The sequence below is a fragment of the Halalkalicoccus tibetensis genome (genome assembly GCF_037996645.1).
GTDB lineage: Archaea > Halobacteriota > Halobacteria > Halobacteriales > Halalkalicoccaceae > Halalkalicoccus > Halalkalicoccus tibetensis.
The window spans coordinates 380,884-397,459 of record NZ_JBBMXV010000001.1 but is presented as its reverse complement, the minus strand read 5'-3'; the positions used below and the strand labels follow the sequence as shown (position 1 = coordinate 397,459).

Annotated in this window: 18 protein-coding genes and 1 tRNA gene; 10 read left to right on the top strand and 9 right to left on the bottom strand. The window is 68.5% G+C overall.

What is annotated here, in order from left to right:
- Positions 1–12 precede the first annotated feature (12 nt).
- A complete protein-coding gene (locus tag WOA58_RS02270) occupies positions 13–774 on the bottom strand; it encodes a GNAT family N-acetyltransferase (protein ID WP_340602524.1) in 762 nt (253 codons plus the stop codon).
- Between the two features lie 97 nt (positions 775–871).
- Between WOA58_RS02270 and WOA58_RS02265 the strand changes: the two genes are divergently transcribed.
- A complete protein-coding gene (locus WOA58_RS02265; protein ID WP_340602523.1) occupies positions 872–997 on the top strand; it encodes a hypothetical protein in 126 nt (41 codons plus the stop codon).
- On the opposite strand, the gene WOA58_RS02260 is transcribed toward WOA58_RS02265, so the two are convergent.
- Complete coding sequence (locus WOA58_RS02260; protein ID WP_340602522.1) at positions 994–2,469, bottom strand: methyl-accepting chemotaxis protein; 1,476 nt, start codon at positions 2,467–2,469, stop codon at positions 994–996. The genes WOA58_RS02265 and WOA58_RS02260 overlap by 4 nt on opposite strands.
- Before the next feature lie 108 nt (positions 2,470–2,577).
- Between WOA58_RS02260 and WOA58_RS02255 the strand changes: the two genes are divergently transcribed.
- The 4 genes from WOA58_RS02255 (at position 2,578) to WOA58_RS02240 (ending at position 6,430) form a co-directional block, all read left to right on the top strand.
- On the top strand, positions 2,578–3,030 hold the full coding sequence (locus WOA58_RS02255) for a VOC family protein (RefSeq protein WP_340602521.1): 453 nt from the start codon (positions 2,578–2,580) through the stop codon (positions 3,028–3,030).
- Positions 3,031–3,111: 81 nt separating this feature from the next.
- Positions 3,112–4,017, top strand: coding sequence for a DUF4129 domain-containing protein (locus tag WOA58_RS02250; protein ID WP_340602520.1), 906 nt, complete (start codon positions 3,112–3,114; stop codon positions 4,015–4,017).
- Positions 4,014–5,939, top strand: a complete 1,926-nt coding sequence (locus WOA58_RS02245) for a DUF58 domain-containing protein (protein WP_340602519.1) — start codon at positions 4,014–4,016, stop codon at positions 5,937–5,939. The genes WOA58_RS02250 and WOA58_RS02245 overlap by 4 nt, the downstream gene beginning before the upstream one ends.
- Positions 5,936–6,430: a DUF7519 family protein gene (locus WOA58_RS02240; RefSeq protein ID WP_340602518.1), complete on the top strand. Its 495-nt coding sequence runs from the start codon at positions 5,936–5,938 to the stop codon at positions 6,428–6,430. Before WOA58_RS02245 ends, WOA58_RS02240 begins: the two co-directional genes overlap by 4 nt.
- Here WOA58_RS02240 and WOA58_RS02235 read toward each other — a convergent pair.
- The 3 genes from WOA58_RS02235 to WOA58_RS02225 all read right to left on the bottom strand — a co-directional run bounded on the left by WOA58_RS02235 (position 6,427) and on the right by WOA58_RS02225 (position 8,291).
- Entirely contained in the window at positions 6,427–7,377 is a 951-nt protein-coding gene (locus WOA58_RS02235) for an AAA family ATPase (RefSeq protein WP_340602517.1), read from the bottom strand. The genes WOA58_RS02240 and WOA58_RS02235 overlap by 4 nt on opposite strands.
- A 114-nt stretch (positions 7,378–7,491) precedes the next feature.
- Positions 7,492–7,995, bottom strand: a complete 504-nt coding sequence (locus WOA58_RS02230; protein ID WP_340602516.1) for a hypothetical protein — start codon at positions 7,993–7,995, stop codon at positions 7,492–7,494.
- Positions 7,996–8,216: 221 nt separating this feature from the next.
- Positions 8,217–8,291, bottom strand: a tRNA-Val gene (locus WOA58_RS02225).
- 125 nt (positions 8,292–8,416) lie between these two features.
- On the opposite strand from WOA58_RS02225, the gene WOA58_RS02220 reads away from it, so the two are divergent.
- On the top strand, positions 8,417–10,126 hold the full coding sequence (locus WOA58_RS02220) for an adenine deaminase C-terminal domain-containing protein (RefSeq protein ID WP_340602514.1): 1,710 nt from the start codon (positions 8,417–8,419) through the stop codon (positions 10,124–10,126).
- Between the two features lie 8 nt (positions 10,127–10,134).
- On the opposite strand, the gene WOA58_RS02215 is transcribed toward WOA58_RS02220, so the two are convergent.
- Positions 10,135–10,668 (bottom strand): cob(I)yrinic acid a,c-diamide adenosyltransferase, encoded by a 534-nt coding sequence (locus WOA58_RS02215; protein ID WP_340602513.1) that lies wholly within the window; start codon positions 10,666–10,668, stop codon positions 10,135–10,137.
- A 152-nt stretch (positions 10,669–10,820) separates the two neighbouring features.
- Here WOA58_RS02215 and WOA58_RS02210 point away from each other — a divergent pair, with 152 nt between their 5' ends.
- From WOA58_RS02210 to WOA58_RS02195, 4 genes are all read left to right on the top strand, one after another.
- Positions 10,821–12,035, top strand: coding sequence for an MFS transporter (locus tag WOA58_RS02210; RefSeq protein WP_340602512.1), 1,215 nt, complete (start codon positions 10,821–10,823; stop codon positions 12,033–12,035).
- A gap of 75 nt (positions 12,036–12,110) precedes the next feature.
- Positions 12,111–12,389 carry a hypothetical protein gene (locus WOA58_RS02205; protein ID WP_340602511.1) on the top strand — a complete coding sequence of 93 codons (279 nt, stop codon included), beginning with the start codon at positions 12,111–12,113 and terminating at the stop codon, positions 12,387–12,389.
- A 143-nt stretch (positions 12,390–12,532) separates the two neighbouring features.
- Positions 12,533–12,700 carry a DUF7838 family putative zinc beta-ribbon protein gene (locus WOA58_RS02200; protein ID WP_340602510.1) on the top strand — a complete coding sequence of 56 codons (168 nt, stop codon included), beginning with the start codon at positions 12,533–12,535 and terminating at the stop codon, positions 12,698–12,700.
- A 79-nt stretch (positions 12,701–12,779) separates the two neighbouring features.
- The gene (locus WOA58_RS02195) at positions 12,780–13,214 is read left to right on the top strand and encodes an arsenate-mycothiol transferase ArsC (RefSeq protein ID WP_340602509.1); all 435 of its coding nucleotides are present in this window, start codon (positions 12,780–12,782) and stop codon (positions 13,212–13,214) included.
- 62 nt (positions 13,215–13,276) lie between these two features.
- Here WOA58_RS02195 and WOA58_RS02190 read toward each other — a convergent pair whose 3' ends face one another.
- From WOA58_RS02190 to gcvPA, 3 genes are all read right to left on the bottom strand, one after another.
- On the bottom strand, positions 13,277–13,705 hold the full coding sequence (locus WOA58_RS02190) for a CopG family ribbon-helix-helix protein (protein WP_340602508.1): 429 nt from the start codon (positions 13,703–13,705) through the stop codon (positions 13,277–13,279).
- A gap of 64 nt (positions 13,706–13,769) precedes the next feature.
- Positions 13,770–15,197, bottom strand: a complete 1,428-nt coding sequence (gcvPB, locus tag WOA58_RS02185; RefSeq protein WP_340602507.1) for an aminomethyl-transferring glycine dehydrogenase subunit GcvPB — start codon at positions 15,195–15,197, stop codon at positions 13,770–13,772.
- Positions 15,194–16,531 (bottom strand): aminomethyl-transferring glycine dehydrogenase subunit GcvPA, encoded by a 1,338-nt coding sequence (gene gcvPA, locus WOA58_RS02180; RefSeq protein ID WP_340602506.1) that lies wholly within the window; start codon positions 16,529–16,531, stop codon positions 15,194–15,196. The genes gcvPB and gcvPA overlap by 4 nt, the downstream gene beginning before the upstream one ends.
- Between the last annotated feature and the right edge of the window lie 45 nt (positions 16,532–16,576).

Genomic DNA, 16,576 nt, shown 5'->3' with positions numbered 1-16,576 from the left:
AGAGCCTGCCGATCAGAGGTAGGCGGCGTCCCAGCGGGTGGCCTTGCGGGTGTTCCCGCAGTCGTTGCAGACGATCCGGCCCGAGGCGTCCATCGCGTTGTCGAAGCTCTCGCAGGACGAGCAGAACCAGCCGTAGCGCTTCTCCAGGTCATCGTCCATGTACGAGACGTGGAAGGCGCCGCGCGAGCCGACCGAGGCCTCCCGGTAGGCGACGTAGAGCGTGGTTCCGTCCTCGTCCTCGTGGGGCTCGACCGCGCGGCGGTACTCCTCGCCCTCGGGGATGTCGACCCAGACGTTCTCGGTGTACTCCTCGCCGGCGATCTCCTGGACGTGGGTGTAGGCGTCGTCGTAGCCCCGGCGCTCGTAGAACTCGTTGCCGGGCTCGTTCTCCGCGAAGACGAACCCCTTGAACCGGTCGACACCCTTCTCCTCGTAGTACTCATGGACGTAGTCGTAGAGCTGCGAGCCGTAGCCCTCGCCGCGGTGGTCGGGATCGACGTGGAGCCAGTGGATCTCGCCGACGCGCTCGGGGAACTCGACGAGCTGGCACTGCGCGTAGGCGACGATCTCGCCGTCGACCTCGATGACGGGGATGTAGACGTCGTCGGACTCGTCGGAGATCAGCTCCTCGAGGCGTCCGTCGCCGTACCACTGCTCGACGGCGTCCTCGATCGTCCCCTCGTTCAGGAAGTGTTCGTAGGACGTCTCCAGTGAAGCGAGCGCGACCTCGCGGACGGCCTCGGTGTCCGATCGTTCGGCCTCTCTGATTTCCATACCCCCGACTGCGGCGGCTCCCTACTAAACTGTTGTTCCACCTCCCGGCCGCCCGATCGAGGGAAGGTTTATCCTTCCCCGACCGTTTCCCGCGAGCATGCTCGAAGCGGACCCCGGCGTCGAGCCCGGTATGCTCTCGCCGATCGTCCCCGTCGTGACGACCCTGTTGATCGCGCTGTTCGCCATCGGGATCCTCTACCGGATCGTCGGCCTCGCCTTTTAGTCGGCCCGCGCGTCGGCCTCGAGGTGGACCGTGAGCGACTCGAGGACGTTTCGCTGGTCGTCCGTCCGATCGACGATGTCGCCGCTCAGATCCGTGATCTCGCCCGACTGGTCGGTCACGTCCTCGATCGTCGCGGTGACCTCCTCGATGGTCGCGGCCTGCTGGTCGTTGGCCGCGGCGACCTCCTCGATCCCGTGCTCGGTCTCCTCGCCAGCCTCGGCGATGCGCTCGAGCGCCTCGAAGACGTCGTCGAGCTCCTCGGCGGTCTCGTCAACCAGCTGATCCGACTCCGCCGCGGCCTCGACGGTCAGGTCGGCCTGCTCCTGAACGCCGTCGAGCAACGACGTGATCTCGGTGGTGTGGGTCTTGGTCTCGTCGGCGAGCGACTTGATCTCGTTCGCGACGACCGAGAAGCCGTTGCCGGCCTCGCCCGCCCGCGCGGCCTCGATCGAGGCGTTGAGCGCGAGCAGGTTGGTTTCGTCGGCGACCCGTTCGATGACCTCGACGACCTCCTCGATCGCGGACATCCGGTCGTCGAGCTCGTGGACCGTCTCAGTGAGCTCGGTGCTCGTCTCGACGAGCTCCTCGGTGGTCTCTTGGGCGTTCTCGCTCGCGTCGATCCCCTCGCGCACGGCCTCGTTCGCGCCCTTCGAGGCGTTCGAGACCTGCGCGGCGGTGGCGGCGACCTCCTGCATGTTCGCGCTGAAGTCCTCCATCCCCTGTGAGACCGTCGTCAGCGACTGGTTCTGCTCCTCGGTCAGCGCGTCGATGTCGGTGGCCGCCACGTTGGCGTTCTCGATCGTCGTCGAGAGGGTCGTCGCCTCCGATCGCAGGTCGTTCATCACCGCCTCGAACTGATCGGCGAGGTGGTTCGTCGCGTCGATCACCTCGACCAGGTCGCCGCGGACCGCGCTCTTCTCCTCCGCCTCGACCGACGCACGCGCCCCGAAGTCCCCGTCGCGGAGCGCCGTCATCGTCTCGACGGCCTCCTCGACGAGGTGTTCCATCGCCTCCTGGCGACGGTTTTCCTCGGTGACGTCCCGGACGGTCTCGACGGAGCCGACCAGCCGATCGCCGTCGTACAGCGGTGCCGCCCTGAACCGGATGTCGCGCTCCTCGCCGCGGGCGTTCAACATTGTGCTGTGGTCCTCATAGCCCGTCTCATCGCCATCGACTCGGGCCACGCCGAAGGCCTGATCGGCCGATTCGGGCGCCTCGAGCACCTTGTCCGCGAGCGTCTTCGCCCGGCGTCCGTCCTGATAGAACGCGGTGCTCGCGTCGGCCTCGCCGAGGATTTCGTCGCGAGGCGTCCCCGTGAACGCCGCGAGTGCCTCGTTCCAGACGACGACCCGTCGGTCGGCGTCGAGGACGAACATCGGATACTGGATCCCGTCGGTCAGTGCGTTGTAGTCGAGTCCGAGCGCGGCCGTCACGTCGGCCTCGTCGGCGGAGGAGTGGCTCTCGGTTGCCATTTCTACCCGTATCCAGTCCGCCGACGTACATATATTTATTCTTATATTTATCAGATGAGATAGCGCTTGACGGGAGGGGTTATGGCCCGCGGCGATCAAGGGGCCGACATGAGCGACGCTGACCCCGCACGCGCACGTCCCGTCGGCATCAACCACGTCGCCCTCGAGGTCGGGGACCTCGACGAGGCCGTCGAGTTCTACGGCGAGCTGTTCGCGTTCGAGCTGCGCGGGCGCTCGGAGTCGCACGCCTTCCTCGACATGGGCGATCAGTTCCTCGCGCTGGGCGAGGCGGACGGGGAGGGAGTCGACGAGGGGCGCCATTTCGGGCTGGTGGTCGACGACCCAGGCCTCCTCGAGAACCGCCTCGACGAGCAGGGAATCGGCCGCCTCGATACCTCCGGCCTCGATTTCCGGGACCCGTGGGGCAATCGGATCCAGATCGTCGCCTACGAGGAGGTCCAGTTCACCAAGAGCGAGGCGGTCCTCGAGGGGATGGGGCTCGACCTCGGAAAGTCCGAGTCCGCCCGCGAGGAGCTGGCGGAGAAGGGCATGGATCCCTGATCCCGGACGGGCAGAAAGCTTCTTAGTTTCGACCCGATATTCGGCGTGTAACGCGATGCGGTCGCCGCCGAACCCCCGCTAATGAACGACGCCATCCGTTCCGGCCTGATCGCCGCCCTCGCCCTGTTCGCGGTCGCGCTCTCCGCGGCGACCCTCGGATCCACGGTGACGACCGACGGGGACGGCCCGAGCGGGACGGGCGACGGCGGCGGTGGGGGGGACGGGGAGGGCGGCCCGCTCCCCGAGCCGGAGTCGGGATCGCCGGCCGAGACCGTCGTCGCCCCGTATCTCGCGGAGCTCCTGACCGTTCTGGTCGTTCTGATCGCCCTCGTGGTCGTCGTCTACGCCCTCGTCTACCGCCGCGAGGCCGCCAAAGTGATCATAGGGATGGCGCTCCTGATCGGGCTCGCGTACCTCCTCTTCCGGTTCGTCGCCGGTGTGGGCGGGGAGATGGCACCCCCACTCGAACCCGGCGAGGGGACTCCGTTCGGCGGCGACGGCGAGGGTGAGGCGACCGACGGCGACGACCCGACGGGGCCGTCCCTGCCGGCTGCTCTCGCCGTTCTCGTCCTCGTCCTCACGCTCGTCGGGGGTGTGATCGCGCTGCTCGGCCGCTCGGACGCGAGCGAGGAGGCGGGCTCCGAGGACGCCGAGGCCGGGCCCGACACTGCCGATGCGGCGGCCGTCGGCCGGGCGGCGGGGCGGGCGGCCGACCGGGTGGAGAACAGGGGGACGGAAAACGAGGTGTACCGCGCCTGGCGGGAGATGACCGGGCTGCTCGACGCCCCGGATCCCGAGGCACGGACGCCCGGCGAGTTCGCCGACCGGGCGGTGGCGGCCGGGATCAGCGAGGAGGACGTCGACGAGTTGACCCGGCTGTTCGAGGACGTTCGCTACGGCGAGCGAACAGTGTCGGAGGAGTACGAGCGCCGCGCGGTCGAGACGTTTCGGCGAATCGAACGCCGGTACGCGGAGGGCGGGTCGTGAACGCCGGCCGGCTCCTGCTGGTCCTCGGCCTCGCCGCGCTGGGGCTCGGCCTCGCGTCGATCGTCGCCCCCGACGCCGTCGGGCTCGACCTCGGCACGGCGGTCGTCACGCTGGTCGGGCTGCTGACAGTGGTCGAGGCGCTTCGTTCCGTCCAGTCCCGTCGACGTGCCGACCTCGACGAGGCGACGACCCCCGACCCTGAACTCACCGTCACGGCCGACGCGCCCGGCGAGGAGCTCGAATCCGCCGTCGAGGCGTTCCTCGGGGACCGTCGGAACTACTACCGCGGGACCCGGGCCCAGGAGGGGCTCCGGGCGGCGGCGATCGGCGTCCTCCGGGAGTACGAGGGACTCCCCGAGCCGGAGGCCGAGGAACGGATCGAGGACGGCTCCTGGACCGACGACCCCTACGCGGCCGCCTTCCTCGGCGAGGACGTGGCGGGACTTTCCCGTCGGGCCCGGCTTCGGGACCTGGTGCGCCGAGAGTCCTCACGCGACCGGCGGATCCGACGGACCGTCGACGCGATCGCCGCGGTGGCCGGAATCAGGAGGGAGGGCTCGGAGGGCGATCATGGTCCGCCCTCCGATCGGGACCGCCCGACCCGGTTCTCGACGGGAACGAACCGCGAGTTCGAGGACTGGGTGATCGCCCGCGGGGCACACCCGACGGGACGCTGGCAGGGGATCGGGGCGCTCGCGTTCGCCGGGATCGGGCTGGGCATCCTCGTCGAGCAGCCGGCGGTGTTGCTCGCCGGGGCCGTCGGCGTCGGCTACGCCGCCTACGCTCGCTCGTCGGCGTTCCCGCCCGGGCAGGTCTCGGCTGAGCGGGTCGTCGAGGCTTCTCGGCCGGCGCCCGGCGACGAGGTCGAAGTACGGGTGACCCTCACCAACGAGAGCGGCCGGTTCCTGTCGGATCTCCGTGTCGTCGACGGCGTTCCCGAGGCGCTGTCGGTCGCCGAGGGCTCGCCGCGGTTCGGGACGGCGCTGCGTGCCGGCGAGAGCGCGACGTTCTCCTACGGCGTGATCGCCCGCCGCGGGGTCCACGAGTTCGGGCCGACCCTCCTCGTCGCCCGTGATCTCGCGGGCTCGACCGAGGAGGAACGGCTGCTCGAGGCGGGGACGACGCTGACCTGCGTGCCCCCGCTTCGGGAGACGGCCGAGCCCCTCGCGCTCCGCCCGCAGGCCACGCGATACGCCGGCCGGGTCGAGACCGACCGGGGCGGGGAGGGGACCCAGTTCCACGCGACCCGGGAGTACCGCCCGGGCGACCCCCTGCGACGGATCGACTGGAACCGCCGAGCCCGGACGGGCGAGCTGACCACCGTCGAGTTTCACGAGGAGCGCGCCGCGACGGTCGTCGTCCTGATCGACGCCCGCAAACCCGCCTATCGCTCGCCCGGCCCCGAGAAACCCCACGCGGTCGATCGGTCGGTCGACGCCGCCGGCAGTCTGTTCGCCACGCTCTCGGCGGCCGGCGACCGGGTCGGGATCGCCGCCCTCGGCGACGAGCCCTGCTGGCTCGCCCCGGGAACCGGACGTGACCACCGGACGGCGGCGCGCGAGCTGCTCGCGACCCATCCCGTCCTCTCGCCCGTCCCGCCGGCGACCCCCTCGGGCTGGTTTCGATCGCAGCGACGGCTCCGCCGGCGGCTGTCGCCGGGCACGCAGGTCGTCTTCTGTACCCCGCTGGTCGACGATTCCGCGGGCCGGTTCGCCCGCCGGTTCGAGGAGCACGGCCACCCCGTCACGGTCCTCAGCCCCGATCCGACGGCCGACCAAACCCCCGGCCACCGGCTGGCGGCCGTCTCGCGAACGCTCCGGACGAGCGCGCTCCGGCGGGCCGGGATCCCGGTGATCGACTGGCGGGCGGACGAGCCCCTCGACGCCGCGCTCGCGCGCCACGGCGAGCGGGGGCGGGGATGAGCCGGATCGACCGCTCGCCGGCCCCGCTCGGCCGGCGGCTCTCGCTCGCGGCGGCGCTCGTCGCCCTGCTGTCGAGCGGCCTCTACTCGTGGCTCGCGCTCGCGCTCGGTGCGATCGGCTTCCTGACCCTCAGCGTCGGGCTCGTACGCGGTACGGACCGCCCGGTGACCCTGGGGGCGGCCGGGCTCGCAAGCGGGACGCTCGCGGCCGGGGTCGAGGGCGCGCCGGCTCCCGTGGTACTCGTCTCGGTCGTCGCCGCAATCGTGGCGTGGGACGTCGCGGGCAACGCGCTCGGCGTCGGCCGCCAGCTCGGGCGGGAAGCCGAAACGAGGAGGGCGGAAGCGGTCCACGCGGCCGCGAGCGCCGCCGTCGGGCTGGCCACGGCGGGTGCGGGCTACGGGCTCTACCGGGCGGGGACCGGAGAGCAGCCCGTCGCCGCGCTGGTCTTCCTGCTGGTGGCGGCGGTGTTGCTGCTCGAGACGCTCGACTAATCGACCGTCGGGACGGGGACCGACTCGAGGACCCGCTCGATCACGGCTCCCTTGCTCACGTCGTCGACCCGGGCGTCCGGCGTCAGTACGAGCCGGTGGGCCAAGACGGGCCGGGCGACCGTCTTCACCGCGTCGGGGGTGACGTACTCGCGGCCCGCGAGGACCGCCCGGGCGCGCGCGGCCTCGAACAGCCGCTGGGTGCCCCGCGGCGAGACCCCGACCGACACCCGACGGTCCTCGCGGGTCGCCCGACAGAGTTCGACCATGTAGGTCAGCAGGTCCTCCTCGACCCGGACGGTCTCGGGAACCCCCTGGAGGGCCTCGACCCGGTCGGTCGAGAGGACGGGTTCGATGGTGGGACTGCGGCGGGTGCGGTCGGCCCGCCGGGCCAGCAGCTCGCGCTCGCCCGCGGCGTCGGGGTAGCCGAGCGAGGTCTTCGCGAGGAAGCGGTCGACCTGGGCCTCGGGCAGCGGGAAGGTGCCGTCCTGCTCGACGGGGTTCTGGGTCGCGATCACGAGGAAGGGCTCGGGCAGCGCGCGGGTCTCGCCGTCGGCGGTCACCTGGCGCTCCTCCATCGCCTCCAGCAGCGCGCTCTGGGTCTTCGGCGGCGCGCGGTTGATCTCGTCGGCCAGCACGACGTTCGCGAAGATGGGCCCCTCGTTGAACTCGAAGCCCCGATCGCGCTCGTCGAAGACGTGGGTGCCCGTGATGTCCGACGGGAGGAGGTCCGGCGTGAACTGGATCCGCGAAAAGGAGAGCCCCAGCGCCCGAGCGAGGCTCCGCGCGGTGAGGGTCTTTCCCGTCCCCGGGACGTCCTCGAGCAGTACGTGCCCGCGCGCGAGGGTGCCGAGCAGAACGGTTTCCAATACGGCTCGATCGGCGATCACCGCCCCCTCGACGGCCTCGAGGACGCGCTCGCACTCGGCGGTGGCGTCGGCGATGTCCATTTCGTTTCGCTGATCGCAGGCCGTGGGAATAGGTCTCCCGGTCGGGGCGGATTTAAACCTCGGTCGTTCCGTTCGCAATAGTTGTTCTCAGACCCAAGAGGCTGACAAATCAGTTCAGAGCACCTTATTCCTTTCGTAGATATCGTCAATTAGGTCGGAATTGGTGAACGCTTCTTCAAATGCATTTAGAACCTCAAATGCTGCATCCATCTTCTCTTGTATATTATCTCGGTACCAATCCAATTTCATAAACGTCCCATGAGCCACGTCGTTCCTCAGTCCTTTGAAATCGCTAAGCTTACCTCGCGTTTCGTTTGAAAGGATCCCACAATTCGCTAGCAACTGTTCTCTATGTGATTGGCTCATTCCTGAATAGACATATTCGAAGGCACCTTCGGAAAACTTCCTCTTTATTACAAATGTGATGATTAGATGCGCTGTGAGATCCTCTATCGCTGCATGAGTAGAGATAATAAGTGGAATCAGATCATCCTCTATTGATCGTATATTTCCCCGATCATCCCAACTATCGCACATTTCTGACCATTCTTTCTCTAAATGACCAATCTTTAGTCTTAGCCTTGATAGATCGTCTTCTGACTCGAAGTAATGATCCATACTGCTAGACAGTCACTACTATACTGAAAGCACTTCCATATATAATTTGTAACTTCCAGAGCAATTAGATTGGGGCGGATTTGAACCACGGTCGTTCCGCTCGCTTCGCTCGCTACACTCCCTGGTTCAAACCGCCCGACGCTTCGGTTCTCCGGCACGGGGTTGCTCACACACGCTCGCTGTCGCTCGCGGTGTTCGCGGAGGTGCCGGAGAACGCTCAGTGGGTCGGGGCGGATTTGAACCGCCGACTTCCTCCGTGTGAAGGAGGTATCATAACCGGACTAGATCACCGACCCGCAGCGGGTAGTTCCCGCGCGCCGGTCTTAAGGATTCTGTCTCGCCACGCTGTGCAGACACAACTGGTTTGGGGGATGCTACGGTATCACGAGGCAATGACGTGCCACGAGGCAGTGATGAACGGATGAACGACCTCCAGCCGGTCGCGCTCGGCGACGAGCCCGCGGACCTCGTCGTCGCGGACGGCCGGGTGTTGCTCCCCGAGCTCGGCGAGTTCCAGTCCCGGGACGTCGCCGTCGTGAACAACCGCGTCGCGGCACTGCCCGAGGACGCCGAACCCGTGATCGGCCCCGACACCGAGGTGATCCACGCCGACGGCGGGGCCGTCGTCCCGGGCTTCATCGACGCCCACACCCACCTCGACGTCTACCAGTGCTACGAGCTCGCCTACCACCGCTCGCTGGAGGGCGGGACGACGACGGTGGTCTCCGAGTGCTCCTCGTTCGGCGCCTTCGGCCCCCGCGGGATCGAGGAGTTCCTCGCGGCCACCGCCTACCTGCCCGTCACCGTGCGGGCCGCGCTGCCGCCGACCCCGCTGTTCGACACGTTCGAGCCCCCGCAGGCGACCGACGAGGAGGCCGCGCAGTTGGTCGACCTGCTCGGGGACGACCGGGTCGTCGGCGTCGGCGAGACCGACTGGATCCACGCGGTCGGGCGCGATACGCCGGCCGAGGCGCTCTACGAGCGCGCACGCGAGCTCGGAAAACCGGTGACGGGCCACGCCGCGGGCTGTCGCGGCGAGAAGCTCGCCGCCTTCTCCTCGATCGTCGATAACGACCACGAGGCGATCACCCGCGAGGAGGTCATCGAACGCGCCGAGAACGGGATCCACGTCGTCGGGCGCTGCGGGTCGATCCGCGACGACGTCGACGCGCTCGCCGCGGCAATCGACCGGGTCGACCCCGCGGAGTGCTCGCTGTCGACGGATGGCGTCTGGCCCCGCGATCTGGCGGATGGCCACATGGACCGCGTGGTCCGCCGGGCGATCGAGGCGGGGATCGACCCGACCGACGCGCTCCGGATGGCGACGCTCTCGCCCGCCCGCCACTTCGGGTTCGACGACCGGGGCTCGCTCGCGCCGGGCAACGTCGCCGACGTGGTCGTCCTCTCCGATCTCGAGAGCGTTCGGGTGGAAACCGTCGTCAGCGGCGGCGAAGTCGTCGTCAGGAACGGATCCGCCACGGTCGGCCCGCGCAACCGCGAGTACCCCGAGGAGTTCTACGAGTCGGTCTCGCTCTCGATCGGCCCCGATACGTTCTCGGTGCCCGTACCGGGAGACGACGACGAAATTCGCGCGATCAGCCTCGAAGGAGGACTGCTGACCGGCGAGGAGCGCGTCTCCCCGCCCGTCGAGGGGGGCGAGCTCCGCGCCGACCCCGGAAACGACCTGTTCAAGGCCGCGCTCCTTGACCGGCGACCGGGTCACGACGACAGCTTCACTGGCTTTCTCACCGGCTTCGGCCTGGAGTCGGGTGCCGCGGCCACCTCGCTGACGTGGGAACGGCCCGGCGTGGCGGTGGTCGGCGCCGACGAGGCCTCGATGGCGCTCGCGGCCGAGCGCGTCGCGGAGATGGGCGGGGGCTGGGCGGTCGCCGACGGCGAGGTCGTCGCCGAGGCGCCCTTCCGGGTCGCCGGGACCTGTTCAGACCTCGACGTCGAGGAGACCGCGACCCTGCTGGGGGCGATCGAGAGCGCGCTTCGGAGTCGAAGTGTGGGCGTCGAGAGGCCGCTGCTCGCTGTCCAGACGCTGTCGTTCCCCGGAGTCCCGGCGCTCAAGCTGTCCTTTTCGGGCTACGCGGACGTGCTGAACCGCGAGGTCGTCGGCCTCCGATAGTTCGGAACTCAGTACGTCGGGTTCTCCTCGCGGACCCCCTCCCGTTTGTTCACCGCCCGCGCGACGACGAACAGGGCGTCGGAGAGCCGATTGAGGTAGACGACGGCCTCCTCGTTGATCGGCTCCTCGCCCGCCAGCGCGACCGCGCGCCGTTCGGCCCGCCGGACCACCGCCCGGGCGTGGTGGAGCGTCGCGCCCACGTCGCTCCCGCCGGGGAGGATGAACTGCTGGAGGGGGTCGAGCTCGTCGTCGTAGGCGTCGATCCACTCCTCGAGCTGCTCCGTGTGCTCCTCGCGCACGCGGGTGTCGTCCTCGTCGGGCTCGGGGTTCGCGAAGTCCGCCTGGACGACGTGGAGGTGGTTCTGCATCCCCTCCAGCTGGGCGTCGACGTCGTCGTAGCCGGTCGGGCGGGCCGTCCCCAGCAGGGCGTTGGCCTCGTCGACGGTGCCGTAGGCCTCGATGCGCTCGTTCGTCTTCGAGACACGGTCCATGTTCTGGAGGTCCGTCATCCCCTCGTCGCCGCGGCCGGTGTAGATCTTCACACCCCGTAGAGGACGGGCGGTCACTTATACTGCCGGCCGGGCGCGGTCGTTGCGGCAGTCGGTGCCGGAGCGCCAACCACTAAACGATCGAGTGGGGTAGACGAAGCCGATGCGTACTGCACTCGAAACACACGAGCGGGGGCCGTCGGCGCGTGCGGCGTGAACGGACGGTCATCCTCGCCGTCATCCTCAGCACGTTCTTCGTCGGTTTCGGCGGCGGCGTGGTCTTCCCGATCCTCCCCAATCTGGGAGCGGTGCTCGGGATCTCGCCCTTTCTCGTCGGGCTGATCCTGAGCGCGAACCGCTTCACGCGGACGATCGCCAACACGCCCGCCGGCGCGCTGGTCGACCGGATCGGCACCCGGACGCCCTTCATCGCGGGGCTGTTCATCGAGGCCGTCGCCACGCTCGGCTACATCGTCGCGATGCTGTCGGCCTACCCCGAGGCGTGGTTCCTGCTCGCCCGGGTGATCTGGGGGATCGGCAGCGCGCTGGTGTTCGCCACCGCCTACACCATCGCCGCCGACGTCAGCACCGGGAAATCGAGGGGAACGAACATGGGCGTCGTCCGTGGCGGGATGACGCTTGGCTTCCCGGCCGGCCTCGTGCTGGGCGGGGTCGTCAGCGAGCTGTTCACGATCCCGACCGCCTTCGCGCTGGCGGCCGCCTTCGCCTTCGTCGCGGGGATCCTCGCGTACCTTACCATCCCCGAAACACACGTCAGCGAGTCGAAGACCGCGGTCAAGCCCTGGGAGATCGAGACGACGATCCCCGCGCTGACCGTCGGGTTCGTCAACTTCGGGCTCTACTTCGCGTATCTGGGCGCGCTGTTCTCGACGCTCGTGCTCTTTCTGGGCGCCAACGACTTCTCGGTGCTCGGCTACGGCCCGCAGGCCTCCTCGGGCGTGCTGATGGCCGTGACCGTCCTCTCAGCGGCCGGGCTGATGCTCGGCGGCGGGGTCATGAGCGACCGGCTCGGGATGCGCGTTCCCATCCTCCTCGCCTTCCTCATCGTCTCGTTTGTTGGGTTCGTCCTGCTCACGACGGCCGACTCGGTCGCCTCGCTCGTCGTCGCCTGCGTGTTCATCGGCGCGGGCCAGGGCGGGACCAGCGGCCCGATGATCGCCCTGCTCGCGGACCTGACCCCCGACGAGCGCATGGGGCGGGCGATGGGGACGAACAACGTGCTCGGCGATATCGGCGGCGGGATCGGCCCGATGATCTCGCTGCCGCTGGTCGAGTCGATCGGCTTCGCCCCCGTCTACGCCGCCTGCGCGGTCGTCCCCCTCGTGGCGGGTGCGGTCCTCGTCTACGGCGTCCACCGCCAGACCGGCAGCGTCAGCCCGCGTACCTCATTGGGTAGCTAACCGATAGCACGCGCCGCGTGTCACGCGACGCCGTCTCGGATTACGTTTATGTTCCCGATCGACGTATGATTATCCATGACGAACCGATCCGGGGTCGTCGAGATCGAGAAGCGCGACGGGGACTATCGGGTCGAGCTCCGCGACCTGGAGACGGACGCGCGGATCGACGAGGCGCTCGTCGACGGGGACTCCACCGCCGAAACCACCTACAAGCACGTCTGTAAGGTCCGGCTCCCCGACGACGAACCGCGGATCGACCTCGAGTCCGGGAACGACCGGGCCCGAGTCGTCCTCCGGGCGGCGGGCCGGACCTGCTATCGCCACGAACTCCCGACGCGGCTGGCCGCGAACTGATCCCCGATCCGAAACCGAGCAAGGGGCCGTCGACCCGTCCGGATCTTCCTATGAGGATCGCCTCCGACGACGGAATGCCCCCGCATCGGGTCACGGGCCCGAGGAATCATCACGGTTAAGCGCCATCGCGTCCGAAGGCCGGTATGCAGGAACTCGACCACGACTGTCCGGACTGTGGGGACGAGCGGACGTTCTACCGGGCGGCGAGCACGACGCTCCACCTCGGCGAGAAGGTCAAGTGGCACTGTCCCGACTGTGACTACGGGTTCGTGAGGATCAACGGCATCGATTCGAGCCAGGGCCAGGCGTAGGCGGCCCGCTTTCGCGCTTCTATAGCGATATATAGCCCTCATAGCAGCAGTGAAGCCCCGGTCACCCATCGGATGGGACATGGACACCGAGCGCCCCGTCCGGTTCGGGTTCGTCTGCGTGCAGAACGCCGGCCGTAGCCAGATGTCCGCCGCGTTCGCCGAACGCGAGCGCGAGCGGCGCGGGCTCGACGACCTCGAGATCCTCACCGGCGGCACCCATCCCGCCGAGTCGGTCCACGAAGAGGTGATCGAGGCGATGGCCGAACTCGATATCGACCTCTCGGATCGCGAACCCCGGGAGGTTTCGACCGAGGAGCTCGACTCGTGTGACGTCGTCGCGACGATGGGCTGTTCGACGCTCGAACTCGACGCCGACGTCGACGTGCGCGACTGGGACCTCGAGGACCCGCACGGGAGGAGCGTCGACGAGGTGCGCGAGATCCGCGACGAGATCGAAGAACGGGTCACTGCGCTCTTCGACGAGCGCTTCGCGGAGGTCGAACCCGAACAGTAGCCGGGCCGATGGAACCACGCGGAGCGGTGCCGATAACGGGGGTCAGGCTTTGGCGTGCCGGACTACGACTGCGAGAGCGTCGCGGCGAAGTCGTCGACCGGGATCACCGAGTAGTCGACGGTGAGGATGTCGCCCGTCGCACGGACCTTCCCGACGAACTCCGAGATCCCCTCGAGGTTCCCCTCGAGGATGAACAGCTCCATGCAGTAGCGGTCCCCGACGTGGCTGTGGAAGTTCGAGGTGACCAGCGACTCGTGTTCGTGGCGCAGGCGCATCATCCGTTCCTCGACGCTCGTGGTCTCGTAGTCGAACAGCACGGTGATCACGCCCATCAGCTCGTGGTCCTCGAGCTCGCGGTCCTGGAACTCCCCCAGCAGGTTGCGCGAGGCCTCCCGGACGACCTCGCTGCGGCCGGTGTAGCCGTGATCGTCCGCGAACTCGTCGATCCGGTTCAGCAGTTCCTCGGGCATCGAGACGCTGACGACTGTCATGTATTAATCGAAGGGTGGGCAGATAGTAAGAGTTGCTAAAACCGGCCGGATTATCCCGGCTCGGTTATGAATCCTCGTCGAGTGCCCGCCACGAGAGCCGGAGGTTCCGTGCCGCTTCGGTCTGGTCGATCCGTCCCGCGGCCGTCCGTTCGGGCGCCGCCTCGATCGCCTCGCGGTCCTCGCCCGCGACGGCGTTGAACGCTTGTGCGAGCCGATCGAGCGAGCTCCGGTTCTCGACCTCGGTGGGCTCGGTCATCAGCGCCTCGCTCACGAGCTCGGGCCACTTGGTCGTCGGCGGGTGGACGCCGTAGTCGAGCATCCGCTTTGCGACGTCGGCGGCGTCCTGCTCGCCCGCGCTCGCGACGAACTCGTGGTGGAACGGCTCATAGGGGGTGTCGTACTCGACCTGGCTCGCCAGGTAGTTCGCGTTGAGCACCGCCTTCGCGCTGGCGTCCGACAGCCCGGAATCGCCGAGCCGGGCGATGTAGGCGTAGGCCTTGATCAGCACGAGCCAGTTGCCCATGAAGCCGTGCACCTTGCCGATCGAGCTCTCGGGCTCGTACAGCTCGTAACCGCCGTCCCCCTCACGGACGTGCGGGTTCGGCAGGAACTCCGCGAGCTCCTCGCTGACGCCGACGGGTCCGGCACCGGGTCCGCCGCCGCCGTGGGGTGTCGCGAACGTCTTGTGGACGTTGTAGTGCATGACGTCGAAGCCCATGTCGCCGGGGCGCGCTCTCCCGAGGAGGGCGTTCAGGTTCGCGCCGTCGTAGTAGAGCAGCCCGCCGACGTCGTGGACCATCCCCGCGATCTCCTCGATGTCGCGCTCGAACAGCCCCAGCGTGTTGGGGTTGGTCAGCATCAGCGCCGCGGTCTCCTCGGAGAGTGCCGCTTCGAGGGCGTCGAGGTCGACCCGACCGTCCTCGCCCGAAGGCAGCTCGACGACATCGTAGCCCCCCATCGCGGCGCTCGCGAAGTTCGTCCCGTGGGCCGCGTCGGGGATCACGACCTCGCTTCGCTCGTCGTTTCGGGACTCGTGGTAGGCCTTCGCGATCAGAATGCCGACGAACTCGCCGGCCGCGCCCGCGGGCGGCTGGAGGGTCACCGCGTCCATCCCGCCGATCCGTGCGAGCTGGTCCTCGAGACGGTGGAGCAGCTCGAGGGTTCCCTGGATGCTCTCGGGCGAGCGATCCGGGTGCACCCCCGCGGAGGGCAGCGCCGCGACGTCCTCGGTGAACTTCGGGTTGTACTTCATCGTACAGCTCCCCAGCGGGTAGGGTCCCGACTCGACCCCGTAGTTCATCTGGCTGAGTCGGGTGTAGTGGCGCGCGAGCTCGGGCTCGGAGAGTTCGGGCAGCGTCAGCTCGTCGCGCTTCAGGTCGTCGGGAAGCGGGACGTCGTCGGTCTCGACGGTCTCCTCGTTCTTCTCCGAGAGCAGCGCTTCGTAGCCGTCCTCGTCCGTGTTCCAGCGTGCTTGCGTGTATTCGAGCGTCATTTGGCGGCCTCCCTGAACGCGGTGACCAGCGCGTCCGTCCTCTCCGTGTTCGTTTCGGTCACACAGACCTGTACCAGGTGGTCGTCGATCGCGTGGACCGCGAAGCCCTTCCCCTCTAACGTCTCGCGGACGGCTTCCGCGGGCTGGTCGGTTCGGGCGACGAACTCCCGGAACTGGTGGCGGTCGTGGACCGGCGCCTTCACCCCCGTGAGGTCGTCGAGGCGTTCGGCGAGCTCGGCGGGCGCCTCGAGACACTCGGTGGCGAGATCCACCAATCCGCTAGGTCCGAGCCACGCAGCGTGGATCGCCGTCCGAAGCGCGACCCACGCCTGGTTCGTGCAGATGTTCGAGGTCGCGCGCTCGCGGCGGATGTGCTGTTCGCGGGTCTGGAGGGTGAGGGTGTAGGTACGCTCGCCCCCCGAGTCGGTGCTCGCGCCGACCAGCCGCCCGGGCACCTGCCGGACGAACTCCTCGCGGGTCGCGAACAGACCCAGTCCCATTCCGTAGCTCGTTCCCAGTCCCAGCGTCGCGGCGTCGCCGATCACGACGTCCGCGCCGACCGCCGCGGGCTCCTCGAGCACCGACAGCGCGACCGGGTCGGAGCCGAGAACGAACAGCGCGTCGTTCGCGTCGGTCAGGTCGCCGATCTCTCCCAGCCGTTCTTCGATGGCCCCGCGGACCGTCGGGCTCTCGGCGTAGATCATCACCGTCTCCTCGCTCGCGATCTCCGTGAGCGCGTCGAGGTCCGCGTTCGCGTCGTCGTGCGGGTACGTCTCGACGCTCAGCCCCGCCCCTTCGGTGTAGTTCTCGAGGACCGAACGGCGCTCTTCACGCATCAGCTCGGGGACCAGAACGGTCGACCCGCTCGTCTCCCTCACTCGATCAGCGAGCGTCGCGGCTTCGCCCAACGCCGTCGCGGCGTCGTACATCGAGCAGTTCGCGACTTCTAAACCAGTCAGCTCGACGAGCATCGACTGGTACTCGAAGAGCACCTGGAGGAAGCCCTGGGTGATCTCGGGCTGATACTGGGTGTAGCTGGTGAGGAACTCCGACCGGTCGGCGAGGTGGTCGACGAGCGACGGGACGTAGTGGTCGTAGTGGCCGCGCCCGAGGAACTCCGTCAGGTCGTCGTTGCGCCCAAGGAGCGCCCGGGTCTCGGCGCGGAGCTCGCGCTCGCCCCGGGGCTCGATCCCGAACTCGCCGTCGAAGCGCACCGGGTCGGGGATGTCGAACAGCTCCTCGACGCTCTCGGCGCCGACCGCCGCGAGCATCGCCGCGGTCTCCTCGTCGGTGTGCGGTGCGAAGGGGCTACCGCGGCTGTGTTGTGTCGTCATCTGTCACGAAAAGCGTGGTAGCTGTCGGCCGGTTCATGGCGGCTC

What these genes read in the sequence shown, in the direction of transcription:
- WOA58_RS02220 (WP_340602514.1), top strand. Translation starts at nt 8,417, where the DNA reads ATGAACGACCTCCAGCCGGTCGCGCTCGGCGACGAGCCCGCGGACCTC.
- WOA58_RS02230 (WP_340602516.1), bottom strand. Translation starts at nt 7,995, where the DNA reads ATGGATCATTACTTCGAGTCAGAAGACGATCTATCAAGGCTAAGACTA.
- WOA58_RS02260 (WP_340602522.1), bottom strand. Translation starts at nt 2,469, where the DNA reads ATGGCAACCGAGAGCCACTCCTCCGCCGACGAGGCCGACGTGACGGCC.
- WOA58_RS02195 (WP_340602509.1), top strand. Translation starts at nt 12,780, where the DNA reads ATGGACACCGAGCGCCCCGTCCGGTTCGGGTTCGTCTGCGTGCAGAAC.
- WOA58_RS02265 (WP_340602523.1), top strand. Translation starts at nt 872, where the DNA reads ATGCTCGAAGCGGACCCCGGCGTCGAGCCCGGTATGCTCTCGCCGATC.
- WOA58_RS02270 (WP_340602524.1), bottom strand. Translation starts at nt 774, where the DNA reads ATGGAAATCAGAGAGGCCGAACGATCGGACACCGAGGCCGTCCGCGAG.
- WOA58_RS02240 (WP_340602518.1), top strand. Translation starts at nt 5,936, where the DNA reads ATGAGCCGGATCGACCGCTCGCCGGCCCCGCTCGGCCGGCGGCTCTCG.
- WOA58_RS02205 (WP_340602511.1), top strand. Translation starts at nt 12,111, where the DNA reads ATGACGAACCGATCCGGGGTCGTCGAGATCGAGAAGCGCGACGGGGAC.
- WOA58_RS02235 (WP_340602517.1), bottom strand. Translation starts at nt 7,377, where the DNA reads ATGGACATCGCCGACGCCACCGCCGAGTGCGAGCGCGTCCTCGAGGCC.
- WOA58_RS02200 (WP_340602510.1), top strand. Translation starts at nt 12,533, where the DNA reads ATGCAGGAACTCGACCACGACTGTCCGGACTGTGGGGACGAGCGGACG.
- gcvPA (WP_340602506.1), bottom strand. Translation starts at nt 16,531, where the DNA reads ATGACGACACAACACAGCCGCGGTAGCCCCTTCGCACCGCACACCGAC.
- WOA58_RS02250 (WP_340602520.1), top strand. Translation starts at nt 3,112, where the DNA reads ATGAACGACGCCATCCGTTCCGGCCTGATCGCCGCCCTCGCCCTGTTC.
- gcvPB (WP_340602507.1), bottom strand. Translation starts at nt 15,197, where the DNA reads ATGACGCTCGAATACACGCAAGCACGCTGGAACACGGACGAGGACGGC.
- WOA58_RS02190 (WP_340602508.1), bottom strand. Translation starts at nt 13,705, where the DNA reads ATGACAGTCGTCAGCGTCTCGATGCCCGAGGAACTGCTGAACCGGATC.
- WOA58_RS02255 (WP_340602521.1), top strand. Translation starts at nt 2,578, where the DNA reads ATGAGCGACGCTGACCCCGCACGCGCACGTCCCGTCGGCATCAACCAC.